At 40.9% G+C, this 23,173-nt stretch carries 20 protein-coding genes; 10 read left to right on the top strand and 10 right to left on the bottom strand.

Going from position 1 to position 23,173, the window contains the following annotated elements:
* The first annotated feature begins 179 nt into the window (after positions 1 to 179).
* Complete coding sequence (gene chrA / locus I6F41_RS15180) at positions 180 to 1,331, top strand: chromate efflux transporter (protein ID WP_182684486.1); 1,152 nt, start codon at positions 180 to 182, stop codon at positions 1,329 to 1,331.
* On the opposite strand, the gene I6F41_RS15175 is transcribed toward chrA, so the two are convergent.
* The 3 genes from I6F41_RS15175 to speA form a co-directional block, all read right to left on the bottom strand.
* Positions 1,297 to 2,550 carry a mechanosensitive ion channel family protein gene (locus I6F41_RS15175; RefSeq protein ID WP_011329472.1) on the bottom strand — a complete coding sequence of 418 codons (1,254 nt, stop codon included), beginning with the start codon at positions 2,548 to 2,550 and terminating at the stop codon, positions 1,297 to 1,299. The two genes, chrA and I6F41_RS15175, sit on opposite strands and share 35 nt — an antisense overlap.
* Positions 2,551 to 2,782: 232 nt before the next feature.
* Positions 2,783 to 3,655: an acyltransferase gene (locus I6F41_RS15170; RefSeq protein ID WP_011329473.1), complete on the bottom strand. Its 873-nt coding sequence runs from the start codon at positions 3,653 to 3,655 to the stop codon at positions 2,783 to 2,785.
* A 73-nt stretch (positions 3,656 to 3,728) separates the two neighbouring features.
* Entirely contained in the window at positions 3,729 to 5,609 is a 1,881-nt protein-coding gene (speA, locus tag I6F41_RS15165; protein ID WP_179807481.1) for a biosynthetic arginine decarboxylase, read from the bottom strand.
* Between the two features lie 200 nt (positions 5,610 to 5,809).
* On the opposite strand from speA, the gene speE reads away from it, so the two are divergent.
* A complete protein-coding gene (speE, locus tag I6F41_RS15160) occupies positions 5,810 to 6,673 on the top strand; it encodes a polyamine aminopropyltransferase (protein ID WP_011329475.1) in 864 nt (287 codons plus the stop codon).
* A gap of 179 nt (positions 6,674 to 6,852) precedes the next feature.
* Positions 6,853 to 8,895 (top strand): glycoside hydrolase family 97 protein, encoded by a 2,043-nt coding sequence (locus tag I6F41_RS15155; RefSeq protein WP_011329476.1) that lies wholly within the window; start codon positions 6,853 to 6,855, stop codon positions 8,893 to 8,895.
* 72 nt (positions 8,896 to 8,967) lie between these two features.
* Here the strand turns inward: I6F41_RS15155 and envZ are convergent, their stop codons facing one another.
* A complete protein-coding gene (gene envZ, locus I6F41_RS15150; protein ID WP_011329477.1) occupies positions 8,968 to 10,269 on the bottom strand; it encodes a two-component system sensor histidine kinase EnvZ in 1,302 nt (433 codons plus the stop codon).
* Positions 10,270 to 10,274: 5 nt separating this feature from the next.
* Entirely contained in the window at positions 10,275 to 10,994 is a 720-nt protein-coding gene (gene ompR, locus I6F41_RS15145) for an osmolarity response regulator transcription factor OmpR (RefSeq protein WP_011329478.1), read from the bottom strand.
* Positions 10,995 to 11,187: 193 nt separating this feature from the next.
* On the opposite strand from ompR, the gene greB reads away from it, so the two are divergent.
* From greB to I6F41_RS15125, 4 genes are all read left to right on the top strand, one after another.
* Positions 11,188 to 11,667: a transcription elongation factor GreB gene (greB, locus tag I6F41_RS15140; RefSeq protein ID WP_011329479.1), complete on the top strand. Its 480-nt coding sequence runs from the start codon at positions 11,188 to 11,190 to the stop codon at positions 11,665 to 11,667.
* A gap of 118 nt (positions 11,668 to 11,785) precedes the next feature.
* Positions 11,786 to 12,097 (top strand): hypothetical protein, encoded by a 312-nt coding sequence (locus I6F41_RS15135; RefSeq protein WP_011329480.1) that lies wholly within the window; start codon positions 11,786 to 11,788, stop codon positions 12,095 to 12,097.
* Positions 12,098 to 12,147: 50 nt separating this feature from the next.
* Positions 12,148 to 12,729, top strand: a complete 582-nt coding sequence (locus tag I6F41_RS15130) for a CBS domain-containing protein (protein ID WP_179807479.1) — start codon at positions 12,148 to 12,150, stop codon at positions 12,727 to 12,729.
* 169 nt (positions 12,730 to 12,898) lie between these two features.
* Positions 12,899 to 15,223, top strand: a complete 2,325-nt coding sequence (locus I6F41_RS15125; protein ID WP_011329482.1) for a Tex family protein — start codon at positions 12,899 to 12,901, stop codon at positions 15,221 to 15,223.
* A gap of 295 nt (positions 15,224 to 15,518) precedes the next feature.
* Here I6F41_RS15125 and I6F41_RS15120 read toward each other — a convergent pair whose 3' ends face one another.
* The 3 genes from I6F41_RS15120 to bioH all read right to left on the bottom strand — a co-directional run bounded on the left by I6F41_RS15120 (position 15,519) and on the right by bioH (position 17,527).
* Positions 15,519 to 16,385 carry a putative metalloprotease CJM1_0395 family protein gene (locus I6F41_RS15120; RefSeq protein WP_182684480.1) on the bottom strand — a complete coding sequence of 289 codons (867 nt, stop codon included), beginning with the start codon at positions 16,383 to 16,385 and terminating at the stop codon, positions 15,519 to 15,521.
* A gap of 5 nt (positions 16,386 to 16,390) precedes the next feature.
* The gene (locus I6F41_RS15115; RefSeq protein ID WP_011329484.1) at positions 16,391 to 16,699 is read right to left on the bottom strand and encodes a hypothetical protein; all 309 of its coding nucleotides are present in this window, start codon (positions 16,697 to 16,699) and stop codon (positions 16,391 to 16,393) included.
* 90 nt (positions 16,700 to 16,789) lie between these two features.
* On the bottom strand, positions 16,790 to 17,527 hold the full coding sequence (gene bioH, locus I6F41_RS15110) for a pimeloyl-ACP methyl ester esterase BioH (protein WP_011329485.1): 738 nt from the start codon (positions 17,525 to 17,527) through the stop codon (positions 16,790 to 16,792).
* A 74-nt stretch (positions 17,528 to 17,601) separates the two neighbouring features.
* Between bioH and I6F41_RS15105 the strand changes: the two genes are divergently transcribed.
* Positions 17,602 to 18,279, top strand: coding sequence for a ComF family protein (locus tag I6F41_RS15105; protein WP_011329486.1), 678 nt, complete (start codon positions 17,602 to 17,604; stop codon positions 18,277 to 18,279).
* A gap of 11 nt (positions 18,280 to 18,290) precedes the next feature.
* Here I6F41_RS15105 and I6F41_RS15100 read toward each other — a convergent pair whose 3' ends face one another.
* A complete protein-coding gene (locus tag I6F41_RS15100) occupies positions 18,291 to 20,822 on the bottom strand; it encodes a M14 metallopeptidase family protein (protein ID WP_179807497.1) in 2,532 nt (843 codons plus the stop codon).
* A 179-nt stretch (positions 20,823 to 21,001) separates the two neighbouring features.
* Between I6F41_RS15100 and nfuA the strand changes: the two genes are divergently transcribed.
* Together nfuA and I6F41_RS15090 are read left to right on the top strand one after the other, a co-directional pair.
* The gene (nfuA, locus tag I6F41_RS15095; protein WP_011329488.1) at positions 21,002 to 21,577 is read left to right on the top strand and encodes a Fe-S biogenesis protein NfuA; all 576 of its coding nucleotides are present in this window, start codon (positions 21,002 to 21,004) and stop codon (positions 21,575 to 21,577) included.
* A gap of 12 nt (positions 21,578 to 21,589) precedes the next feature.
* Positions 21,590 to 21,859: a hypothetical protein gene (locus tag I6F41_RS15090; RefSeq protein ID WP_011329489.1), complete on the top strand. Its 270-nt coding sequence runs from the start codon at positions 21,590 to 21,592 to the stop codon at positions 21,857 to 21,859.
* A gap of 14 nt (positions 21,860 to 21,873) precedes the next feature.
* Here the strand turns inward: I6F41_RS15090 and I6F41_RS15085 are convergent, their stop codons facing one another.
* Positions 21,874 to 23,145, bottom strand: a complete 1,272-nt coding sequence (locus I6F41_RS15085; RefSeq protein ID WP_011329490.1) for an MATE family efflux transporter — start codon at positions 23,143 to 23,145, stop codon at positions 21,874 to 21,876.
* Positions 23,146 to 23,173 lie beyond the last annotated feature (28 nt).

The raw sequence follows: 23,173 nt of genomic DNA, 5'->3' as shown, positions 1-23,173 counted from the left end.
CCTATCTATTTAGTATTTTGCGCTATTATGCAAATATATGAATGAACAAGCCATGAAGAATCTATTATAATTAGCGTTTTATGCTGTATAACAACAAAAATTCTATCGATAGCTGAGTTCATAAATATGTCATACTACTGGATGATAATTTTATAATTTATAACGAGGATTGGGGCGTAATGTTAATTGCTATTTTTAGACAGTTTTTTTTACTCGGCTGCATGAGTTTTGGTGGCCCTGCTGCTCACTTAGGCTATTTTAAGCGCCATTTTGTCGATACCCTAAATTGGCTCACTAACACCCGTTATGCACAGCTTATAAGCTTAAGCCAAGCCTTGCCTGGGCCTGGTTCTAGCCAAGTTAGTTTTGCCATTGGGGTAGAGCGCGCGGGTGTACTTGGTGGCATTGCTGCCTTTATTGGTTTTACCCTACCATCATTTTTAATTATGTTGCTATTGGCTATAAGTGCGCATCAGTTTGATGCTGTTTATTTTGCCATTATTGCTGGGTTAAAACTGTTTGCTGTGGTTATTGTCGCCGATGCCACATTAAGTATGGCAAAAAGCTTTTGCACTAGCGCAGCCCTAAAGCTATTAGCCGTACTAAGCACGTTAGCCTTAATACTTTTTCCTCTGCTGGGCACACAAATAGCTATTTTAATTACCGCAGCTGCTGTGGGTGCAATATGGCCATTATTAAAATTAAATCCTGAACCCGCACAGCAAAGTAAGTCAAAAAGTAATATAAATTGGCTCGCTTTAGGGTTATTTACACTGCTGCTAGCACTCAGTTTCATTCCTTTGACTACTGAATTAGCTTTGTTTGCCCCCTTTTATCAAGCAGGTGCCATGGTGTTTGGTGGTGGCCATGTAGTATTACCTGTATTGCAAGCAAGCGTACCTGCACTAAGCAGCGATCAGTTTTTGAGCGCCTATGCAAGCGCGCAAGCTGTGCCTGGACCTATGTTTACCATTGCTACTTACTTAGGTGCACAACTAAGTACCGAACAACCTTTATTTGGCGCTATCGTAGCCACTGTACTTATATTTATGCCCGGGTTTTTACTCATACTTGCGTTTCAAAAAAGTTGGTTAAACTTAGCCAACAAGCCTCGCTTTGCCAGTGTTATTGCCGCACTTAATGCCTCTGTAGTGGGTTTTTTAGCCGCGGCGCTGTATTCACCTATTTGGACATCGGCGGTGCACAATTTTTGGCACATTGCGCTAGTTATTGCAGCATTCGCTTGGCTAAGATTAAAAAAGCCACCTATTTGGTGGCTGTTAATACTCTTTATTACTACGGGGTTGGCTCAGTATTATTGGGCACTTTAATTTTAGGTTTTTCGCTTGTAGGCACGGCTGTGGGTGGGCTAAATTGGCCACTCACACTTTGATACGGACGCAGGCCAAAAATAGGTAACACAGCCAATAAATGATCCATTATTTCGGCTTGTAAATGCTCATACGATATCCAACGTTTATCGCTACTAAAGCAATAAAACTCAATCGGTAAGCCGTGGTTTGTCGGCTGTAACTCACGTACTAGCAAGGTCAGTGAAGTATTGATTTTTTTATGTTGCTTTAGGTAACCTTCGGCATAACGGCGAAACAAACCTAAATTAGACACAGGATCAGGCAGTGAAGACGTACGAATGTAGTCGGCCAAAGGTATAGCCGCTTCTATTTGCTGGCGAAAATCATCTTCAACTAAAAAAATACTATTCATATCAATATTAAGCGAGCGCTTCATGCGCCTCCCGGCAGACTCTTGCATACTACGCCAGTTTTTAAATGAACCTGCTACTAACATGTAAGTAGGAATAGTCGTTACAGTATTATCCCAGTTACGCACTCTTACTGTGTTTAACCCTAAATCAATTACTTCTCCGTCGGCCCCATAATTATCTACCTGGATCCAGTCGCCATATGTAACGAGTCTATTGGCTGCAATTTGAATGCTTGCGACAAACCCCAATATGGTGTCTTTAAATACTAATAAAGTGACGGCGGCAATAGCACCAAAACCCGAGAGAATATAAGTAGGTGATTTTTCTAGCACTATACTAACAATTAAAATAACACTGACAATAAAGGTAATTAATTTAACAACCTGAATTAATCCCTGAATGGGTACTTCGCGGGCAAAATCTAATTGATTATAAATAGCGCCCGCAATACTCACTATGCTACTAAAAATAAAGCCCGCATAAATAATGAGCAGCGCTTGGCCTAAGGTTTTTAAAATTTCCTCTGCAATCTCATTCACCGGGTACACACTATCAAATGTGGCTAGAAACAATGCACAGCAAAGTAAGCAAGCTATGCGCTTATTGAGCTTGTTTAGCATAGGTGCAAGTAAGCCAATGCGTTCAGGTGAGATTTTAGTAACAATTTTTTGGATCGCAGGAAACATTAAGCGACGAGTAAATAAGTACACAAATAATAATGAAAATATACCAATGGCGACGGCAGTAATAGTGCTTAGAAAAAAAGCGTCGGGCACTTTTTCAAACCAAGGCGCTATTAACTTCTGTAAGTGGGTATCGGTCATGGTATTTTTATTTCCTTGCGGGAGTTAGGTTTAAAATTACAGTGCTAGCTAGAGTAAAAAGCGCCATTGCAGCATAACCAAGTCATTTATAGTAACTACAGCGGGTAATACCCGCTGTAAAATTAACAGAGCCAAGCAAAGTGACATTAAAAAACACTACCTAAGTTAATCTGTATTGACCGTGAATAGCTAAGTGTTTTTAGCGTAACTGTAGGCTCATATTTTTATGCATTTATTTTTGTTCAAGGTTTATTAATGTTTGGTTTTTTTCTTTCCATAACCGATTAAGCTCACTTTGAAAGCGCACTCTAAAGTCGGGATCGTTAGTGTAGTCACCAATTAGCTCGTCACTGACCGGTCTTACTTCAACATGTACGTTTATATTTTTTACTTTACCGCTGGCAAAATCCATAAAGGTCGGAATGCCCTCAGGATAATGAATAGTCACATTAACTACTTTAGTAATTTGCTCTCCCATAGCTTGCATTACAAAGGCAACGCCTCCTGCTTTGGGTTTTAACAAATGTGGAAAAGGGCTGTTTTGGCGAGCGTGCTTTTGCTTCGTATAGCGCGTACCTTCTACAAAATTAACCACACTTACTGGCATTTCTTTAAATTTTTCGCAGGCCTTACGCGTGGTTTCTAAATCTTTACCGCGTAATTTAGGGTTCTTTTTAAGCTGACTTTTACTCGTACGAGTCATGAACGGAAAATCAAGCGCCCACCAGCACAAACCTAATATAGGCACGTAAATAAGCTCTTTTTTCAAAAAGAAATTTAAAAAGGGTATTTTGCGATTTAATACGCGTTGCAATACTAAAATATCAACCCAGCTTTGATGATTAGCTATAACTAAATACCAATCTTTTAGCTTTATATCTTCAAGCCCAGTAACGTTAATTTTAGTTGGCGTAAATAATTTTTGATTTAAGCTGTTAAAGGTAACCCAAATAGTGGCAAATTGTTTGGCGGCCCAACTCATTAACTTTTGTAGCGGCTTAATTGGTATAAGCTTAATAACACCACAAATAAAAATTGGCACAAACCAAATAAGAGTATTTATAAAGTACAACAAAATACTAAATACACTGCGGATAACTGACATTGTTTCTATTCCTTTAAATAGCGCGCAGCAGCTAATTACTGCGCTTTTTATACTTAATTAATAATGGCTGAGGTTAGTCCTCAAAATAGGTATAGCCTTCTAGTCCCGCATTAAGCTCTGCTAAATAGCCTGCTTTACATGGCTCAGACACATCGAGCTTATTAATTTGCTCTGCAAAGTTGTCTGCTAAAATGGCGCTATCATAGTCAACACACTTTAATACATCCTTAACGCTGTCACCTTTAATGGCGTTAGTAAGTACATAACCATCATCGTTTAACTCCACATGCACTGAGTCGGTGTCGCCAAATAGGTTGTGTAAGTCACCTAAAATTTCTTGATAAGCGCCAACCATAAACATTGCAATATGATACTGCTGCCCTTGTGTATATTCAGGTATAGGTAAGCTTGTTTCTATACCTGCACCTTCTACATATTCGCGAATTTGCCCATCAGAATCACACGTTATATCTTGAATAATAGCGCGCTGGGTAAGCGGTTGAGTGAGGTTTTCAATAGGCATTACTGGGAATAATTGGCCAATTCCCCATATATCTGGCAACGATTGAAATAGTGAAAAATTAACAAATAATTTATCAGCTAATTTTTCGTTTAAATCATCGAGTACTTCGCGATGCGCACGCACATTATTGCTCAAAGATGAGCGCACCCGATGTAAAATAGTAAAGTAAAGTTGCTCTATTTTCGCCCACTCTAGCATGCTCACTAAACCGTGTACGTACTGATCGTGTGCTTCGCTAAATAAGTGCATTGCGTCGTGATAAATTTCCAGCGCCATACGCGGGCTTAAACGCTGTAAACATTGCCACATTTCATCTAATACCAGTGTACTGCTTTGCGCAGGCGCCTCTGGGTTTAAGTGATTAGGCGCTTTTTCAACGTCAATTACATCGGTAATTAATACCGCGTGGTGCGCGGTTAACGCACGCCCTGATTCAGTAATAATGGCCGGATGAGTTAATTGATGTTGGTCACACACCTCAGAAAACGCATTTACTACGTTACGGGCATATTCTGCAACGGTATAGTTCATTGAACACGCACTACGTGAACCCGAACCTTCGTAATCAACCCCTAACCCACCGCCTACATCAACGGTATTAAGTGGTACACCTAACTGAGTAAGTTCAGCAAAATGGCGTGCACATTCACGCAAAGCGCGGTGAATATCGCGAATATTGGCTATTTGAGAGCCAATATGAAAATGCACCATTTGCATTAAGTGCAATTTATTATGTTTTTTTAACACTTCAACAGCGCTAAGCACTTGCCCTGCCGTTAAACCAAATTTACCTTTTTCGCCACCGGTGTTTTGCCATTTACCTTTGCCCACTGAGTTTAGGCGAATACGAATACCAATAGCCGGTTCAATGCCTAAATTATCAATTTCTTCCAGTAAGGTGGTTAACTCCGAGAGCTTCTCTACCACTATTTTAACTTTGTGACCCATAGCCTGACCAATACAGGCTAAGCGTAAAAACTCACTGTCTTTATAGCCATTACACACAATAGTAATGGGCTCTTTTGCCACCCCTAAAATAGCCATTAGTTCTGGTTTAGAGCCAGCTTCAAGGCCAACCAGCCCGCTAGGGTGAGCTAAAAGTTTACTCACTACAGAGCGTTGCTGATTTACTTTGATTGGATAAACGCAGGTATATTCGCCTTGATACTCACGATTTGCTCGTGCTTGAGTAAAGGCATTGGTAAGCGTATCTACCCGGTTTTGTAATATATCGGTAAAGCGCACCAATACTGGTAAGGTTAAACCCTGTTGTTTAAATTGTTCGGTTAATTGCGTTAAAGAAATTGCGGCCTTTGCTTGGTCGCCATCTGGGTAGGCCACCAACTCGCCTTGTGCGTTAATATCAAAATAGCCTTCACTCCAATGTGCAACATTATAAGTGGCACGTGCTGTTTCTAAACCCCAAGTCATGGCAACTCTTCTTTAATCAATTAAATACAATGACGCATTTTAATACGTCGCTATCCTCTAGGCTAACAAAAATTGAACTTTCCCTCATTCCTAACTAACTTTATTGGTTAAATCAGTTAAAATGTCATTGAGCAAAACGTCAAGCACTGGCAAAATTGCCCCCTTTTTCATCCTCAACTTAAAAAAGTGTAATAGTAACTATGGCAAATTTAGATCAAAGTAAGTGGTTTACTGAAATTAGCGACCGCGATGGCAGCGCATTTTCATTACGTATTAACAAAAAGTTAGATGAAAAACAGTCTCCTTTTCAAAAAGTAGAAATGTTCGAAACCACCGACTTTGGTAATTTAATGATCATCGACGGTTGCACTATGGTAAGTAGCCGCGAAAACTTTTTTTATCATGAGATGATCAGCCACCCTGCACTTTTAGCGCACCCAGCACCTAAAAATGTAGTTATTATTGGCGGCGGCGACTGCGGTACCTTACGCGAAGTGTTAAAGCACCCTGGTGTAGAGAGCGTTACGCAAATAGATATAGACGAAGTAGTAACGCAAATGTCGTTAAAATACTTCCCAGAGCTGTGTGAATCTAACAACGATCCTCGTGCAACAGTTATGTTTGACGACGGCATTAAATACATGCGCGAAGCCGCAAGCGAATCAATCGATGTTGTTATTGTTGATGGCACCGACCCAGTAGGCCCAGGTGAAGGTTTATTTAATCATGCATTTTACACTAGCTGCTTAAACGCCCTTCGCCCAGGTGGCATTTTAGTACAACAAAGCGAATCACCGCTTATGCATATGCCGTTATTAGTTGAAATGCGCGAAGCTATGCTAACGGTAGGTTTTAACGACTTACAAACACTGCCATTCCCGCAACCTATATACCCAAGTGGTTTATGGTCAGTAACTTTAGCGCGTAAATCTGCAGCCTTTAATGGCTTTAGAGAAGATGCAGCAGCCGATATTGCAAAGAACAGCGAATACTACAACAACGGCATTCATCACGGTGCATTAGCTACGCCAAACTTTATGCAACGCGCTTTTGATAAAAAATAATCTCGCAATCTAAGCAATACTAAATTAAGGGCTCAACAGAGCCCTTTTTTATTGCTTAGCGTACAAGCAACCTCACTGCTCACTTTTTATCACCCTGAATACGTATGCAACCTGTCGTATTCACCACCCTCTCGCTTTATGCTTGATAGCCAAACACGTCGCTAACCCAAGGAACTATTATGCGCACATTGGCACTGCTACTCATGGCTTTTTCAAGTATCACGGTTGCTCAAACAGCTACCGTACAATCGCCTGACGGTAATATAAAAATAATCATCTCAGACGAGCAGAGTACACCTAGTTATTCTATTAGTTTTAAAAATAAAACAGTCATTAATAATTCTGCTCTCGGGTTTGAATTTAAACAACATGCACCGTTTAGTAACAGCTTTAAAATAACCAAAGTTCAACAACAAAGTACCAACACTCAGTGGCAACAACCTTGGGGCGAGCGACAAACGGTTGTAGATCAGCATAACGAGGTAACTGTAACCTTTGCTAAGCCACAACCTCAAGGTGGTACTTATAGCGTGCGCTTTAAAGCGTTTGATAGTGGCGTGGGTTTTAGATACGAAGTACCAAAACAAGCAGGCCTTAACAATATTGAAATAACCAAAGAGCTTACCGAGTTTGCTGTTAATAACAGCCACACAGCGACAGCTTGGTGGATCCCTGCCCGCGGCTGGAATCGCTACGAATATGTATATAATACCAGCCCATTAAACGATGCCGCATTGGTACATACGCCATTTACCTTTAAAAACCAAGATGGTGTGCATATTAGTATTCATGAAGCCGCCCTTGTTGATTACGCCGCCATGGTACTTAATCAACGCCGTCCTGGGGTTTTTCAAGCCGATTTAACGCCATGGTCGAGCGGTGTTGCCGTTAAAAAACAGGGCGCGTTTAATACCCCATGGCGCACTATTCAAATTGGCGAAAAAGCCGTTGATTTAGTTAACTCAGATATTATTTTAAATCTAAATGAGCCAAATAAACTCGGTGACGTGTCGTGGGTAAAACCTGGTAAATACATAGGTATTTGGTGGGGTATGCATATAAATACACACACTTGGGGCAGCGGCGACAAACACGGCGCTACTACAAAAAATACCAAATACTACATGGACTTTGCCGCCAAATATGGTTTTGATGGCGTATTAGTTGAAGGCTGGAACACAGGCTGGGATGGCGACTGGTTTTTTAATGGTGATGTGTTTAGCTTTACTCAGCCCTACGATGATTTTGATATAGCAGCGCTAACAAAATATTCTAAGCAAACAGGCGTGCAACTCATTGGCCATCACGAAACATCCGGCAACGTCAGTAACTATCGCAAGCAAATGGCAGATGCCTTTGCATTGTATGAAAAATCTAACGTTAGCCAAGTTAAAACCGGTTACGTAGCCGATGGCGGAAACATTAAGCGCATTGACAAAAACGGTATAGCTCGCCATGAGTGGCACGACGGCCAATTTATGGTTAACGAGTACTTACATAACGTTAAGCTAGCTGCTAAACATAAAATAAGTATTAACACCCACGAGCCGATTAAAGATACCGGACTGCGCCGTACTTATCCAAACTGGATCACTCGAGAAGGCGCACGCGGACAAGAGTTTAACGCATGGGGTACTCCTCCTAATCCACCCGAGCACATTGCTATGCTGGCATTTACCCGCATGCTTGCTGGGCCTATGGATTTTACTCCTGGTATTTTCGATTTAAGTTTTAACGGTTTAGGCGCTAATACTAATCGCCCGCAAACTACGCTGGCTAAACAACTAGCATTGTATGTTGTATTGTATAGTCCGATTCAAATGGCGGCCGACCTACCTAAAAATTATTTAGCTAAACCCGATGCATTTCAATTTATTCAAGACGTACCGACCGACTGGCAACAAAGCATTGCCCTTGATGGTGCAGTAGGTGACTTTATTGTATTTGCGCGAAAAGAGCGAAAGCGCGACAAATATACCGGCAACGACTGGTATTTAGGCGCAGTGACTGACGAGCAAGCGCGTACTATTGAGATTAGTTTAGACTTTTTAGATAACGGCAAACAGTTTGAGGCACATATTTATAAAGATGGTAAGAATGCCGAATGGAAAAATAATCCGTACGATTTAACTATCGAAAAACGCCTTGTTACTGCAAGCGATAAATTAACGCTTAAGCTGGCCACCAGTGGCGGTACGGCTATTCGTTTTAAAGCACTTTAATCGCTTACTGTGTATTTATAATTTTGGCCAGCACAACTTAATACCAACCCGCTGCAGTAAAGTGGGTTGGTATTATACTTTAATTGGTAAGTAAATTTGTGCACTTAACCCGCCCTCAGGCCGGTTAGATAATTTAACTTTACCGTCATGCATATCTATAATGCGTTTAATAATAGCCAGCCCTAAACCGCTGCCCTCGCTACCACGTGCTGTATCGCCTTGCTTAAACGGCTCAAATACCGACTCCAGTTCGCCCTCTGGTATACCCGGGCCACTATCGTTTACCGCAATAACAACATACTTTTTATTGCTATTAAAATAGCAGAGCACTTCAATATCACCTTCTGAGTAACGCAGCGCATTTTCAATCATATTGGTTATTACACGCTTAATTGCCACTGCACTAATAGGTATATTGCCAATACTAGGATTACCTTTAAAGGTAATTACTCGCTGGTGTTTAAGCTCAGTGTGCACTACCTCTGCCACTAACGCGTTAATGTCCTCACAGCTTAGCTCTTCACGTTTGTGATGGCGTAAATATTCAATGAACTGGTCGATAATGCCGTTCATGTCTTCAATATCGTAAATAATGCCTTCACGCAAATAGTCATCTTCATCTGCCATCATTTCGGTGGCTAAACGAATGCGGGTTAGTGGAGTGCGTAAATCATGAGACACCCCTGCCATTAACAGCCGACGATCGTTTTCAAGCGCAGCAATACCCCGTGACATTTGATTAAATGCCCGTGTTACAGCAATAACTTCACTCGATCCTTGCTCGGCTAACTTAGTACTAAAATCGCCTTTACCTACCTTAACCGCCGCTTGTTGCAATGCTTTTAATGGCCTATTTAAGTGCCTAGCAAATAACCAACCACCTAATACACTTAAAAAACCAATACTTGATAAGTAAAAGGTTAAAAACTCGAGATTATTTTCTTTAAACCCACTAAGCGGCACTTTTACCCAATAACCTAATGCTTGCGGGGCTTCTACCCAGTATATGAGTGGATCGGTTTGGCTAATACGCACCCGCGCAGAGCCATTTAGCTGCTCAGACATACTACGCGATAATACCGAATATTCGCGACTTTGCCCCAAACCACTGCGCATTGCTTCACGCTGAGTCATTACTTCAATACCGGTAATTTCAAAAAACTTATCCGATACTTCATTGGTTACTTCAACACCATCTTCCCAGTCAATAAATACGGTTTTAATTTGCTTAGCCAGCATTAAATTAACTTGTTCAATGGTAGGTTTTACTACGTATAAGCTCACCGTTACGTAAGATACTATTTGATTTATTAACAGCAAAGCCGCCACTAAAAAAACGGTTTGTCCAAATGCGCTACGCGGAAATAGTCCCATATAAATTACTTTTCACCATCGGGAACAAATACATATCCTAAGCCCCAAACGGTTTGAATATAACGTGGGCTGGCGGCATCTAACTCAATCATGCGGCGAAGTCGCGACACTTGCACATCAATACTGCGCTCCAGTGCGCTGTAATCTCGCCCGCGCGCTAGGTTCATCAATTTATCACGGCTCAGCGGCTCACGTGGATGCAAGACCAGCGCTTTAAGCACTGCAAATTCGCCACTGGTTAAGGAAATTGTTTTATCGCCTTCGCTCATTTCGCGAGTGGCTAAATTAAGCGAAAATCGCCCAAATTCAATCAAGTTTTCTTCTGCAGCAGGTGCGCCCGGCACTTCTTTGGCACGGCGTCGTAAAATAGCTTTTATTCGCGCTAACAGCTCTCGTGGATTAAATGGTTTTGGAATGTAGTCGTCTGCTCCCAATTCAAGGCCAATAATACGGTCAACCTCATCACCTTTAGCGGTAAGCATAACAATTGGAATGTCGTTTTCTTTTTGGCGTAAACGACGACAAATAGACAAACCATCTTCACCCGGCAGCATTAAATCGAGCACCATTAAATGAAAGTTTTCACGTTCGATAAGCCGATCCATTTGCTCTGAATTACCCGCTGTTCTTACAATAAAGCCTTGCTCTACTAAATAGCGCTCCAGTAAGCTGCGTAAACGCATGTCATCATCTACAACCAATACTTTTGTCGTTTCGTGTCCCATTGTGTTTCTTATTTTTATAATCTATTACCCATTAATATAAATGAAAAAACCTGTAAGCAACAATTTATTAGCCGCTTAGATTGTTACTGAACATTTCAAACTCATTTGTGCGCGTGTTTTATTAATAATACACTCGACAAGTTTGGGTTATTTTAATACCTTGCTCTGTATGAGTATTAAAAAAGAACATGGCGTGAAAACAAACTTAATTACCCGCGAAGGCTACTTACAATTACAACAAGAACATACCCATTTATGGAATGTAAAACGCCCTGAAATCACCAAAATAGTAAGCTGGGCGGCCAGCCTAGGAGATAGATCTGAAAATGCAGATTATCAATATAATAAACGGCTTCTACGGCAAATAGACCGCCGTGTGCGCTATTTACGTAAGCGCATACCCGACTTAAAAATTATTGATTATTCGCCTGTGCAAGATGGCAAAGTGTTTTTTGGTGCTTGGGTTGAAATTGAAAATGAGCAAGGCGAGACTAAAAAGTTTAAAATTGTCGGTCCCGATGAAATTTACGAGCGTAAAGACTATATTTCGATTGATTCACCAATGGCGCGAGCGTTGTTAAAAAAACAAGTAGATGACGAGTTTGACGTTATCACCCCTCAAGGCAAAAAACAGTGGTACGTAAATAGCATTAGCTATCAAAAAAATAGTTAAGCTGCTTTGATTCAGATCATATTAACTTTTTATTGTGTAACTTAATGCAATGAGCTATAACTGATTTAACTCAAGTTACACAATTTTAATTTGAGACTCGTTAATTAAGGTCGTATTTATGTCAAACATAGTATCGCGCATATTAAGTAATGCCGTATTGTTTGCACTCTTCATGAGTGTAAGTTTGACTTTGCATGCTAGCCCTAAAAACACACAACTAGACTCAAGTATAGTTACTCCCCACTTTATTGCTTGTGACACTCCTGATCAAACAAATCCCGACATAGACTTTGATTCTCATGCCTATGTTATTAGCCTTAGGGTACTGCAACCACTCCCTAAAGCACCCTACTCTTATTACCAGAGTACTATTTTAGACAAACCTTTTAGCTGCGCGCATCAGCGAGGCCCACCTAGCTATTTAATTTAATAACTTACTTTTCAAACTATTAAATTTTATAACTAAATAAGGTGACTAATATGTCTAACTTTAAAGAACTTCGTATTCAAGATATTTCTCATGGCGTTATTGCTAACACGTTTGCTGTTGAACAACCGCTTATTGATTTAACCTCTCCTGCTATTAAAATGATTAATAACTTTACGAATAAAATACCAGTGCGTGCATCATTCGAAACAACCATTGAGCAAGCGCTAAAACAACTTAGTGTGCAACCTTCAAACTTTATTTTAGTCACCGACGAGCAGCATAAGCTAATAGGCATTGTTTCGAGTGCAGACTTACAAAGCTCAAAAACAATGATAATAGCCCAGCGTATAGGCTTGCCGCGCAGCGAAGTTAACTTACACCACTTAATGACCCCGTTAACTAATTTACTCGGTGTAAGCATGCAAAGCTTAAGCTACGCATGTATTGGCGATGCACTACAAACAATGGAGCACCGTGGCGCTATGTTTTTATTAGTGACTACTGCTAATAATGAAATATGTGGCTTAATTTCAGCTCGCGAAATTGCCAAAACACTGCAAATACCTGTGCACATAACCCCTATTGCTAACTCATTTAGTGAAGTACTAGAGAGCGTAGATCACCCCCATTAAAGCGCTTTACAACAATTAAAGTTATCGCTTTGATTGTTACATCTTAAAGCAAGCAAAATAGCTTGCTTTAAGACCTTTTTATTACCCTCCCCTGTGATATTATTCAAGCAATTGACCCGCCAGTTAAGTTAATTTAACTGGTCTTATTTTTGTTTTATAAGGTTTTTGCATGAGCGATATCTCTGCACGTTTAGCCAGTGAGTTAAACGCACAACAGCAACAAGTTGTTGCAGCAACAAAGTTACTTGATGAAGGCGCAACGGTTCCTTTTATTGCCCGTTACAGAAAAGAAGTAACCGGCGGACTAGACGACACGCAACTGCGGTTGTTAGAGCAAAGGTTGTCGTATTTACGAGAGCTTGAAGAGCGCCGTAGCTTTATTTTATCAACTATAGAGTCACAAAAAAAACTAACTGCAGCGCTAAGCGCCGATATTAATGCTGCACAAAGTAAAACTGAGCTTGAAGATTTATACCTGCCTTATAAAGCAAAGCGTCGTACCAAAGGGCAAATAGCAATAGAGGCGGGATTAGAGCCGCTTGCCAATGCACTATTTAATGATGCCAACCTAGATCCAGAGCAGCAAGCTGAGCAGTTTGTAAGTGCCGATAAAGGCATAGCTGATACAAAATCAGCCCTTGAAGGTGCTAAGTTTATTTTAATGGAGCGTTTTGCCGAAGACGCCAAGTTACTCGCGAAGTTCAGAAGCTACATTAGTCAAAATGGGGTTATTGAAAGCAGCTTAATTAAAGGCCAAGAACAAGCTGGCGCTAAATATCGTGACTACTTTGAGCATCAAGAGGCTCTTAAAAAAGTACCTTCGCACCGTGCGCTTGCTATGCTTAGAGCCCGTAATGAAGGCATTTTACAGCTTAATATTAATCCTGAACCAAGCTCAGAAAATTCAGCGCAACTTTGTGCTCAAATGATAGCTGATCATTATCGCTTAGATATTAAAAACCAAGCAGCTAGCAGCTGGCTATTAACTGTGGTGCAGTGGGCGTGGAAAATTAAACTAGGCTTACACTTAGAAAATGAATTTTTAGCGGCTATGCGCGAAAAAGCCGAAACCGGTGCAATTGATGTATTTGCTAAAAACTTAAAAGACCTACTCATGGCCGCACCAGCTGGCCCGCGTACTACTCTAGGGCTCGATCCTGGTCTACGTACCGGTTGTAAAATTGCGATTGTAGATAGCACTGGCAAACTTTTAACCACACAAACTATTTTCCCACATGCGCCACAAAATCACTGGGAAAAATCTGTACGCACCTTAGAGCTACTTTGTCGTCAACATAAGGTTGAGCTTATTGCGATTGGTAATGGCACCGCGTCTCGCGAGTCTGATAAGTTAATTGCTGAACTAATGAAAGCTAATGCCGAGCTTAAACTTAATAAAATTATGGTTAGCGAAGCGGGTGCATCGGTCTATTCTGCCTCAGAACTTGCTGCTAATGAATTTCCTAATTTAGACGTTTCTCTAAGAGGCGCGGTTTCTATTGCCCGTCGTTTACAAGACCCTCTAGCTGAGCTGGTTAAAATTGAGCCTAAAGCCATAGGTGTAGGTCAATACCAGCACGATGTATCGCAAAGCCAATTAGGGCAAAGCCTGATCTCAGTAGTAGAAGACTGTGTAAACTCTGTAGGCGTAGATTTAAATATGGCCTCGGTGCCATTACTAACCCGCGTTTCTGGTTTAAACAAAACCTTAGCGCAAAATATTGTTAACTACCGCGATGCTAATGGTTCGTTTGCAAAACGCAGTGAGCTTAAAAAAGTAGAGCGTTTAGGGCCAAAAGCGTTTGAACAAGCCGCAGGGTTTTTACGTATTAACAACGGCAGCGATCCGCTAGATAACTCATCCGTTCACCCTGAGGCTTACCCTGTTGTTAAGCGTATTTGTGAGCACAATAGCATTGATGTAAATAGCTTAATGGGTAACAGCGACTTTTTAAATAAGTTAGCCGCTAACGACTACATTGACGATAAATTTGGTTTACCTACCGTTACCGATATTATTAGCGAGCTTGATAAGCCTGGGCGCGATCCTCGCCCTGAGTTTAAAACTGCTGAATTTAAAGCCGGCGTAGAAAAAATAAGCGATCTAAAACCAGGAATGATTTTAGAAGGTGTTGTATCTAACGTTGCTAATTTTGGTGCTTTTGTTGATGTAGGTGTACATCAAGATGGTTTAGTACATATTTCATCAATTACTAATAAGTTTATCTCTGATCCGCGTGAAGTTGTTAAAGCCGGTGACATTGTAAAAGTTAAAGTAGTTGAAGTTGATGCCGCACGTAAACGCATTAGCTTTACCATGCGCCTAGATGACGACATTGATACCAGTAATAAGCCAGCAGCTCCTGCTGCGCAAAAGCCACGCGCTAACAACAACTCACAGCCAAGAGCTGCTAAGCCAAAGCGTGATAATGGTAATGCGCTAATGGGCAATGCGTTTGCTGATGCATTTGCTAACGCTAAACTGAAAAAGTAATACTTATATAGCTAAAAATAAAAAACCGCGTTAGCGGTTTTTTTATTTGGGTATTTTGATAAAAGCTTTAAGCTCAGTATTGCTTAAGCTACATAACTAACCTGATCTCCGGATAATAAACCTATCTCAAGCAGTTATTTTCAGCGCTAACTGCGTTGAATTTACTTGCAATAGGCCAGCTATTGACGCGTAAACTCGCCTTATTTTCACTGAAAATCTCTGGCTAGAGAAAATAAAGTTAAATATAATTATAATTCAATACGTTAGTAAATCTCTTAACCAGAGTTCAGGTTAACTATATTTGCGCTGAAAAACCGCTGTTGCTTGCGGGCGATGTCGCCATTTGATAAAAATTAGCAATGCGCCCAGCGCGTGCTTCAACTTGTGTATCGCGAGTTTGCTCTGCACTTTTTGCTGTTTTTTCTTCACTGCTATCATTACTTGAAAGTGAAGCGGCTGCTTTACTTGTTGTTTTTTCGTCTTCATTACTTTTTGGGCTTGCAAGTTCAGCCTGTGCGGTGGCTATTTTTTGCGTGGCATCGGCAGCAATTGCTCTATCTGCACCCGATGGTTGAGCTGGGGCAAGTGCTGCTGCACGTACTGTTTGCATTTTTTCTATGGTTGCTTGTGGATCACCACTTATAGCCCCCACATCTATTTGCACTTCGCCACCCACAGCGTAATTAGTGCCATCTGGGCCACGCTGATACTCATAACTAGGCGAGCCCGCATGTTGCCCACCCACTGCTGCATGCGCTTGTTCGTGCACACGTACTTCGGTATCACGCGCTTTAAGCTCTTTAATTTGTAGTGCTTGTTGCGCTAACTGCTGCTCTTCTTTTGCTGCTTCTTGTTCTGTCGCTTGGTTTTTTTCTTGCTCGTTTTCTTGCTCAGCATTATCTGAATTGCCTGAACTTTCGTCACGTGCCTCAACAGACTTTTCACCTATCAGCTTTCCTTTAGCGTCGTAAGTAGCTGGGTCACTGTTACCCGGTAATTTAGCTTTTTCGGCATCACTTTGGGCTTTATTTTCGGTGCTACTAGCCGTACTTGATGCTGGCGGGGGAATAACTTCTCGCAACTGATTATCACGCCGTGCAGTTTCGGTATAAACATTTGCGGTGTTTATATTAATAGACGGGAATGGCGTGACAATATTCATAATATTTAAACGTTTATATCAATTAATGTACCGAGCACATCATCGGCAGTTTGAATCGATTGCGTATTCGCTTTAGCGTTAAACTCTTCAACTTTTAAGTTTACCAAAGCTTCATCAATACGGGCAGGTTTTGCTACTGGCGCAGTAACCGCTTCTTCTGAGCGAGCAGCCGTAAGTTGGCGCTGCTGTGCTAGTTGCGCATCGTCTTGTTGTTCAATACTGGCACGGTTAATTTCTGCGCTGGCTCTTTCAATTCCTTGGCTAGCTCGGTTAAACCCTTCTAGGCCACTATTAAATGCAGATCCTATTGGCATATTAAATCTCCATTAAAATAAATATTGTTTAATTATCGCTCAACTAATGCGCAAAATAAAGCTTTAACCAGCGCTATTCGTCGCTCTATTTTAAAGCATTGATTTAACGGCAGATATAAATTCATTTTTATGAGAAATAAAAGGAGCATGTGACGCTTTATCTAATACTTCATACTCAAACTCAGTATTAAGTGCTGCCATTTGGGCAATTGCTCTATAAGGAACAAGTGCATCTAAACGACCAAATATAGCGCTTATAGGCACAGGGCAATGAGTAAATAGCGCTCGTAAATCTTCATTTTGTAAAATATCTAAACCCGCAGTCAAAGCCTCATTTTCAGGGGCTTTATATTGATTTAGCAATTGTTTAAGTTGTTTTACGTCATCACGAGCCGATTCGCTGCCCATTGCCTGAATAGCTAAAAATCGCTCTATGGTTTTTTCACCATGATTAACAAGCTGCTCTTTAAATTGCGTTAAAACCTGTGCTTTTATACCCGGCCACGGCGCTTGCTCTGCAAAAAAGGGGCTAGCAGCAACAAGTATCACTTTAGCTACTTTTTCGGGCCAATGTTTAGCAATATATAGTGCAAATAACCCACCTAAAGACCAACCCATTAAAATAGAGTGTGGTTTTAACTGCTCACTTAAAAGTGCTGCAGCGCTGTGTAAGGTATAAGGGTTTGGGCATGTTTTACTACTACCGTAGCCAGGTAAATCAATACTGCGTACGTTGTTATTATGAATAAATGCTAGCTCTGGCTGCACTAATTGCCATACACCTTTGTTCATACCCCAACCATGTAGTAACACTAATTCATTTTGCATATTTGCCAAACCTTAACCAAACTGAAGTTTATAATAGCGTTTAACTAGGCGATTGTAATGAGTATATTTATCCGATGAAGCACGCATTTATAAATTGGCTGTTTGAGTCGCATTGCGTACTTTGCCAAGGCCCAGTCCCAGCCGCGCTGGGCTTGTGTGAGTATTGCTTAGAAGATTTACCATTATTTGATTTAAGCGAGCAAAAAAACTTGCTATATCGCCCTGATATTATTGAAATGTTTCCTAACTGCGAATTTGATAAGTTATTTTCCTGTGCGTTTTACCAGCCCCCTTTTGAGCAATGGCTGAAGCAACTTAAGTTTAATAATCAAATACATTATAAAAATGCATTACAACAAGTTATTACTAAACAATTGAGTACTTTTTTTACTCCTGATTACCCACTGCCCGATACCTTTATTATATTACCACTGCATAAAAGTCGATTTTTTCAGCGCGGTTTTAATCAAGTAACACAAGTATGGCAACCGTGTTTATCATCTTTTAATTTACTTAGTGATTCGCTGTTACGTAATAAAAAAACGCACGCACAATCTAAGCTAACTAAAGCTAAGCGGGTTAAAAATTTAAAAGACGCATTTATATGTACTGCAGATATGAGTGGTAAAACGGTGGCAATTGTTGATGATATTATGACCACAGGCGCTACACTTAATGCAGCCACCCAGGCTTTAAAACAGGCAGGCGCTAAACAAGTGTGGGCTTTTACCACTTGCTTAACGCCTATTTAAAATTTTAATAGTTAGTCGCCACTTACCCGAAACGTGTGGCCAAAAAACAATGCGTTACTAAGTAACCTACTCGTACCGTACCAATAACCTCTAAACACCGGATCGTCGGTCATACCAATTACTGCTCCACGCCCGTAAGAGTGCGCAATTAAGCCTGCTGCGCCGGCAACTTGAGTAACATTTACAGCATCGGTAAAGCCCGCAAGTAATGGCTGCTCAGTATAGGTAAGCACATTAACAAACGGTGCCTCTGAGGTCTCCAGCAACCAAGTGCTATTTTTAAATACAGGTAGCGTATTACGTGGTAATGAAAAGGTAAGTGGGTGAGTTAAATCTACATGGGTATTAAAAATAGCGCCTGCAATACGCTGACGCCCAGCTAAATGCTCTTTATCAGCATAGTTTAAACCGTCGGTTTTAAACGCACTGGCTACTTCTTTGCGAGACAAGTAGCTGGCTTTTAATAGTTGCTGATCCGCTAAAAATTTAGCACCGCCTTTGTGACCCCAAATAACACCGCCTTTTCTAACCCAACCTTTTATGGCCACTTTATCAGCGTCAGATAAACCACTGTAGTTACCATGAGCCAGCACAATATGGCTGTAATTACTTAGCTCAATTGAGCCCAAACGCTCTAGCTCAACAATGGTTGGAGCAACACCTACAAAACGGTCTAGGTAGTACCACACTTCTCCAGCTTCATATTGGCTTACCCCTTTACCGCCTAACAGCAGCACTTTGGGAGCGCTAAGCACCGCCATTGAGCGTGACCCTAAATCGGCACCTTTACTGGTTAATCCTGACGTTATTGGCTTAATAGCAATGCCAAACTCATTTTGCGCCTGATTAAGCTGTGCTATCCAATCACTATTTGTTTGTAACCCTGCAGGAATAATAATACTCCCCGCTGCAAAATTTACTTCTTCGCTGTTTACTGACTTAGCCGTTAATGAATTTAATGCAACACGGGCTTTTACCCCTTGCTGCAGTAAACTATTGAGCATTTTTGGCGCCAAGGTATCATCCCACGAAAAGCCAAATGCATACCCTTCATTAAGTTGTGCAAAGCGCGGTGTAGCGGCTTGTTGCCATGCGTTATCAGCAACTTTTAATCCCCAACTACTGGTTACTTTAGCAAAGGGTAAATTAAATGCATGCGCTAGTGTCCAGCCAGATACATCGTAAAAAGTGTTATCGGCAAAGTTTTTTTGTTCGCTAAAAATAGCTTTAACTAAACGGTATTGTGGCTGTGCTAAAGGCACAAAATAGCTATTGCTAGAATAAGTTTCACCACCTGCTTTTAGCTCTTTTGTTAAAGGGTAAGCGTTAATTTGGTGCTGTTGCAGTATGCTTAAAAAGTCGTTAACTCGGGTGTTATCGGCTGCACCTGCAACTACATAACCTTGAAAGCTTTCATCGGCTGCTAAATCTATCGCCTGGTTATAAAACTTAGCTTGGTAATCGAGTAAGGCTTGGCGGTTGTCTATCGCGGCTTTAAATGTTGATAAACTAGTAAGCAGCTGGTTTTTAATAGTAAAAGCAAAGCTGAGAGGCCCATTTACGGTTTCTTGAATATGCCCGCGCGAACTGGCTTGTTCAAATAAAATACCTACGCCACCATTTACGTCTGGGTAAGTTGAGCCTTTACCGTAATAAAAGTCATCAAAGCTTTCTTCGGTGAAGTATAGCGCATTATTTTCGTCTAATGTTTTAGCATGATAATTTGCAATTGCTTTAGTTAAGCTGACATTTTCATCAGGCGTAATCGGGTGTTTGCGCGATGGAATACCGGGCTGAAAAAAGTAACTGCTGTTTGGCCCCATTTCATGAAAGTCGGTTAAAATATTTGGTTTCCACTGATGAAACTTTGCAATACGCGCACGCGATTCTGGGTGTTGTAGTAATAACCAGTCGCGGTTTAAGTCAAACCAGTAATGATTAGTACGGCTACTTGGCCAGCTTTCCACGTGTTCTCGGGTAACGGGGTCTGACGATAAGTTCATACCACGATTACTATTAGCCCAATTAGCAAAACGAGCTAAACCATCGGGATTAAGTGAAGGGTCGAGTAAAATAACGGTATTATTTAATAACTCATTTATTTCATTACCTTGCGCTGCGGCTAAGTAATACGCCACCAGCAATGCAGAATTACTGCCCGACGACTCATTACCATGTACGCTGTAACCCATCCATACAACACCAGGCTGCTCTGATGATTGCGTGTTGCTAGGCGTTAAACGCGCTAAATGGGCCTGGCGAATTTGCTCTATATTTTTTAATTTATTGGCGGCGGTAATAGTCAGCATCACTAATGGTCGCTGTTCGTGCGTGCGCCCTATTACTTCAAAATTAATTCGATCACTTTTTTGTGCTAGTATTTCCATATAACGCACCAACTGATCGTGCCTTACATGCCACTCACCTACTTGATAACCAAGCACTTGCTCTGGAGTGGGTATACTTGGATCAAACTCAACATCCTCTGCAAAGTAGTAAGACAATGGTTTAGCTTGAGTTGAAAAACTCAGTATTGCCACCATTATCATTAATGTTATTTTTATTATTATACGCATATAATTTACTCATAAAATGTTTGTTGTTTGCACGCTAGCATTGCTTAAAATAGATGCCAACTTTTTACGCTCAACACTAGCCGCAACACGATGAGCGGGGTATGATATGCAGTATCCGAGTAATTTAGTCAAGTATAGACGGTCTTATGATTTCAATTTCCGAAACAGCACAAGCGCATTTTGCTAAACTATTAGCAGATCAAGCACAACAAACCAACATTCGTGTTTTTGTTGTAAACCCTGGTACATCACAAGCGGAATGTGGTGTTTCTTATTGTCCAGAAGACGCTGTAGAAGACAGCGATATTCGCCTAAACTTTAATGGTTTTGACGGCGTTGTAGATGCAGAAAGTGCACCCTTTTTAGAAGACGCTGAAATTGATTTTGTTACCGACAAAATGGGTACTCAGTTAACACTAAAAGCACCTAATGCTAAAGCGCGTAAAATTAGCGGTGATGCATCGTTAAACGAACGCGTACAACACATGCTAGAAACCGAAGTAAATCCACAACTTGCTAACCACGGTGGCCAAGTAAGCTTAGTGGAAATTACCGCTGCAGGTATTGCTGTATTACAGTTTGGCGGTGGTTGTAATGGTTGTTCTATGATCGATGTCACGTTAAAAGAAGGCATTGAAAAAGAGATGATCGAAAAGTTTGAAGAGATCACTGGTGTTGCCGATATTACTGAGCACCAAGCGGGCGATCATTCTTACTATTAATAAGCATTTTTAATGCTAAAGTCGCTTATATATAGCTTAGGGAGCAACCCTAAGCTTAGCTTAAAGCGTTTTTTTCGCGGCGTAGCACTGTTTGTGCTAGCCGTGATATTTATTTTTTTAGGCTATTACAGTCACTACAGCTTGCAAATTATTGGCGTTGTTATTTTAGTGCCAGCTTTGTTTTTTGCTGCTTGGGGCTACAGCGGTATTTTTGCTAATCGCTTTTCACAAGTACTTAAAAATATTGAGCCTAAAAACCACGACCCCGACCTATGGAAATAAGCCACCAAATTACCTTAATCTAATAACTGATTATTTGCCTTTAACTTTTGGTATTTCACTATTAATGTTACTCCTCGCATTAGCATAAAACAGCTCATTGCTAACCATAAACCATTATTCTCCCACTGATGAAACACTGCAAATACACCAAAAAAACCAACACTTGCTGAGAGCAACATACTATTTCGCATTGCCTTTGCCCGGGTAAGTCCAACAAATACACCATCAAATAAAAAGCAACTCATTGCCAATAATGGCAAGGCTATAATCCAAGGCAAGTACAGCGTAGCCGTGGTAATCACTTCCGGCACATTAGTTAATAGCGTAATAATATAGCGACCAAATATAGCAAAAAACAAACTGTATGCTAAAGCAAATAGCGCGCCCCAAAACACACTTATTTTTACCCAAAGCTCAATATTTTTTACACTTTGTTGACCTTTAGCATGCCCTACTTTTGCCTCACTGGCATAAGCAATACCGTCGAGTGCAAAGCTTACCAACATTAAAAAGTTAAGTAATACTGCATTTGCTGCTAGCGTGGTTTCGCCAATTCGTGCGCCGTAAAAGGTCATAAAGCTAAAGCAGAGCTGTAAAATAAATGAGCGAATAAAAATATCACGGTTTAAGCTTAGTAGGTTTGCCATTTTTGTAATGCTAAACCAACCTGGTACGCTTAGTTTTATGCCGCGTTTTTTAGCTAATTTAATAACTAACACCACGGCAAAAACTAACGCGGTGTAATCGGCAATAAGTGACGCCCATGCAGCGCCTGCTACCGCCCAATCTAGGTATACAACAAAATATATGTCGAGCACTATATTGGTAATATTAGTCACTAATAATAAATAAAACGGCCCACGGCCATAATGCATACCTAGCATCCAACCTAATAGTACTAAATTACATAAGGCCGCAGGCGCACTAAAAATACGAATACTAAAATACTGATACGCTTGCGTAAGCACGTCGCTATTGGCCGCCGATAAAAATGCAATGGCGTGTTTTATTAAAGGCGATAAGGCGATAAGCAATACGGCAACAAAGCAAGAAAGCACTAAGCTGCGTTTTAATAACGCCGCCAATTGGGTTAAATCGTTTTGCCCATAAGCTTGTGCCACTAACCCAGTGGTGCTCATTCTTAAAAAGCCTGCGAGCCAAAATAATATTGATATAACCGCAGATCCCAGCGCAATACCGGCTAAATAATGAGCGCTTCCTAAGTGGCCAATTACTGCAGTATCAACAATTCCTAACAGTGGGACGGTAATATTTGATAATATCATCGGACCCGCTAACAACAACAAGCTTTTA

Source organism: Pseudoalteromonas sp. SCQQ13 (assembly GCF_015864415.1).
Classification (GTDB): Bacteria; Pseudomonadota; Gammaproteobacteria; order Enterobacterales; family Alteromonadaceae; genus Pseudoalteromonas; species Pseudoalteromonas nigrifaciens.
The sequence above is the reverse complement of the archived record's forward strand: the minus strand, read 5'-3'. Positions and strand labels throughout refer to the sequence as shown.

Excerpts from the sequence above, each read along its gene's own strand:
- I6F41_RS15120 (WP_182684480.1), bottom strand. The coding sequence starts at position 16,385 with ATGAATATTGTCACGCCATTCCCGTCTATTAATATAAACACCGCAAAT.
- envZ (WP_011329477.1), bottom strand. The coding sequence starts at position 10,269 with ATGGGACTATTTCCGCGTAGCGCATTTGGACAAACCGTTTTTTTAGTG.
- I6F41_RS15085 (WP_011329490.1), bottom strand. The coding sequence starts at position 23,145 with ATGATATTATCAAATATTACCGTCCCACTGTTAGGAATTGTTGATACT.
- nfuA (WP_011329488.1), top strand. The coding sequence starts at position 21,002 with ATGATTTCAATTTCCGAAACAGCACAAGCGCATTTTGCTAAACTATTA.
- I6F41_RS15135 (WP_011329480.1), top strand. The coding sequence starts at position 11,786 with ATGTCAAACATAGTATCGCGCATATTAAGTAATGCCGTATTGTTTGCA.
- I6F41_RS15130 (WP_179807479.1), top strand. The coding sequence starts at position 12,148 with ATGTCTAACTTTAAAGAACTTCGTATTCAAGATATTTCTCATGGCGTT.
- I6F41_RS15155 (WP_011329476.1), top strand. The coding sequence starts at position 6,853 with ATGCGCACATTGGCACTGCTACTCATGGCTTTTTCAAGTATCACGGTT.
- speE (WP_011329475.1), top strand. The coding sequence starts at position 5,810 with ATGGCAAATTTAGATCAAAGTAAGTGGTTTACTGAAATTAGCGACCGC.
- speA (WP_179807481.1), bottom strand. The coding sequence starts at position 5,609 with ATGACTTGGGGTTTAGAAACAGCACGTGCCACTTATAATGTTGCACAT.
- ompR (WP_011329478.1), bottom strand. The coding sequence starts at position 10,994 with ATGGGACACGAAACGACAAAAGTATTGGTTGTAGATGATGACATGCGT.
- I6F41_RS15100 (WP_179807497.1), bottom strand. The coding sequence starts at position 20,822 with ATGGTGGCAATACTGAGTTTTTCAACTCAAGCTAAACCATTGTCTTAC.
- I6F41_RS15090 (WP_011329489.1), top strand. The coding sequence starts at position 21,590 with ATGCTAAAGTCGCTTATATATAGCTTAGGGAGCAACCCTAAGCTTAGC.
- I6F41_RS15125 (WP_011329482.1), top strand. The coding sequence starts at position 12,899 with ATGAGCGATATCTCTGCACGTTTAGCCAGTGAGTTAAACGCACAACAG.
- bioH (WP_011329485.1), bottom strand. The coding sequence starts at position 17,527 with ATGCAAAATGAATTAGTGTTACTACATGGTTGGGGTATGAACAAAGGT.
- I6F41_RS15115 (WP_011329484.1), bottom strand. The coding sequence starts at position 16,699 with ATGCCAATAGGATCTGCATTTAATAGTGGCCTAGAAGGGTTTAACCGA.
- I6F41_RS15175 (WP_011329472.1), bottom strand. The coding sequence starts at position 2,550 with ATGACCGATACCCACTTACAGAAGTTAATAGCGCCTTGGTTTGAAAAA.
- I6F41_RS15170 (WP_011329473.1), bottom strand. The coding sequence starts at position 3,655 with ATGTCAGTTATCCGCAGTGTATTTAGTATTTTGTTGTACTTTATAAAT.
- chrA (WP_182684486.1), top strand. The coding sequence starts at position 180 with ATGTTAATTGCTATTTTTAGACAGTTTTTTTTACTCGGCTGCATGAGT.
- I6F41_RS15105 (WP_011329486.1), top strand. The coding sequence starts at position 17,602 with ATGAAGCACGCATTTATAAATTGGCTGTTTGAGTCGCATTGCGTACTT.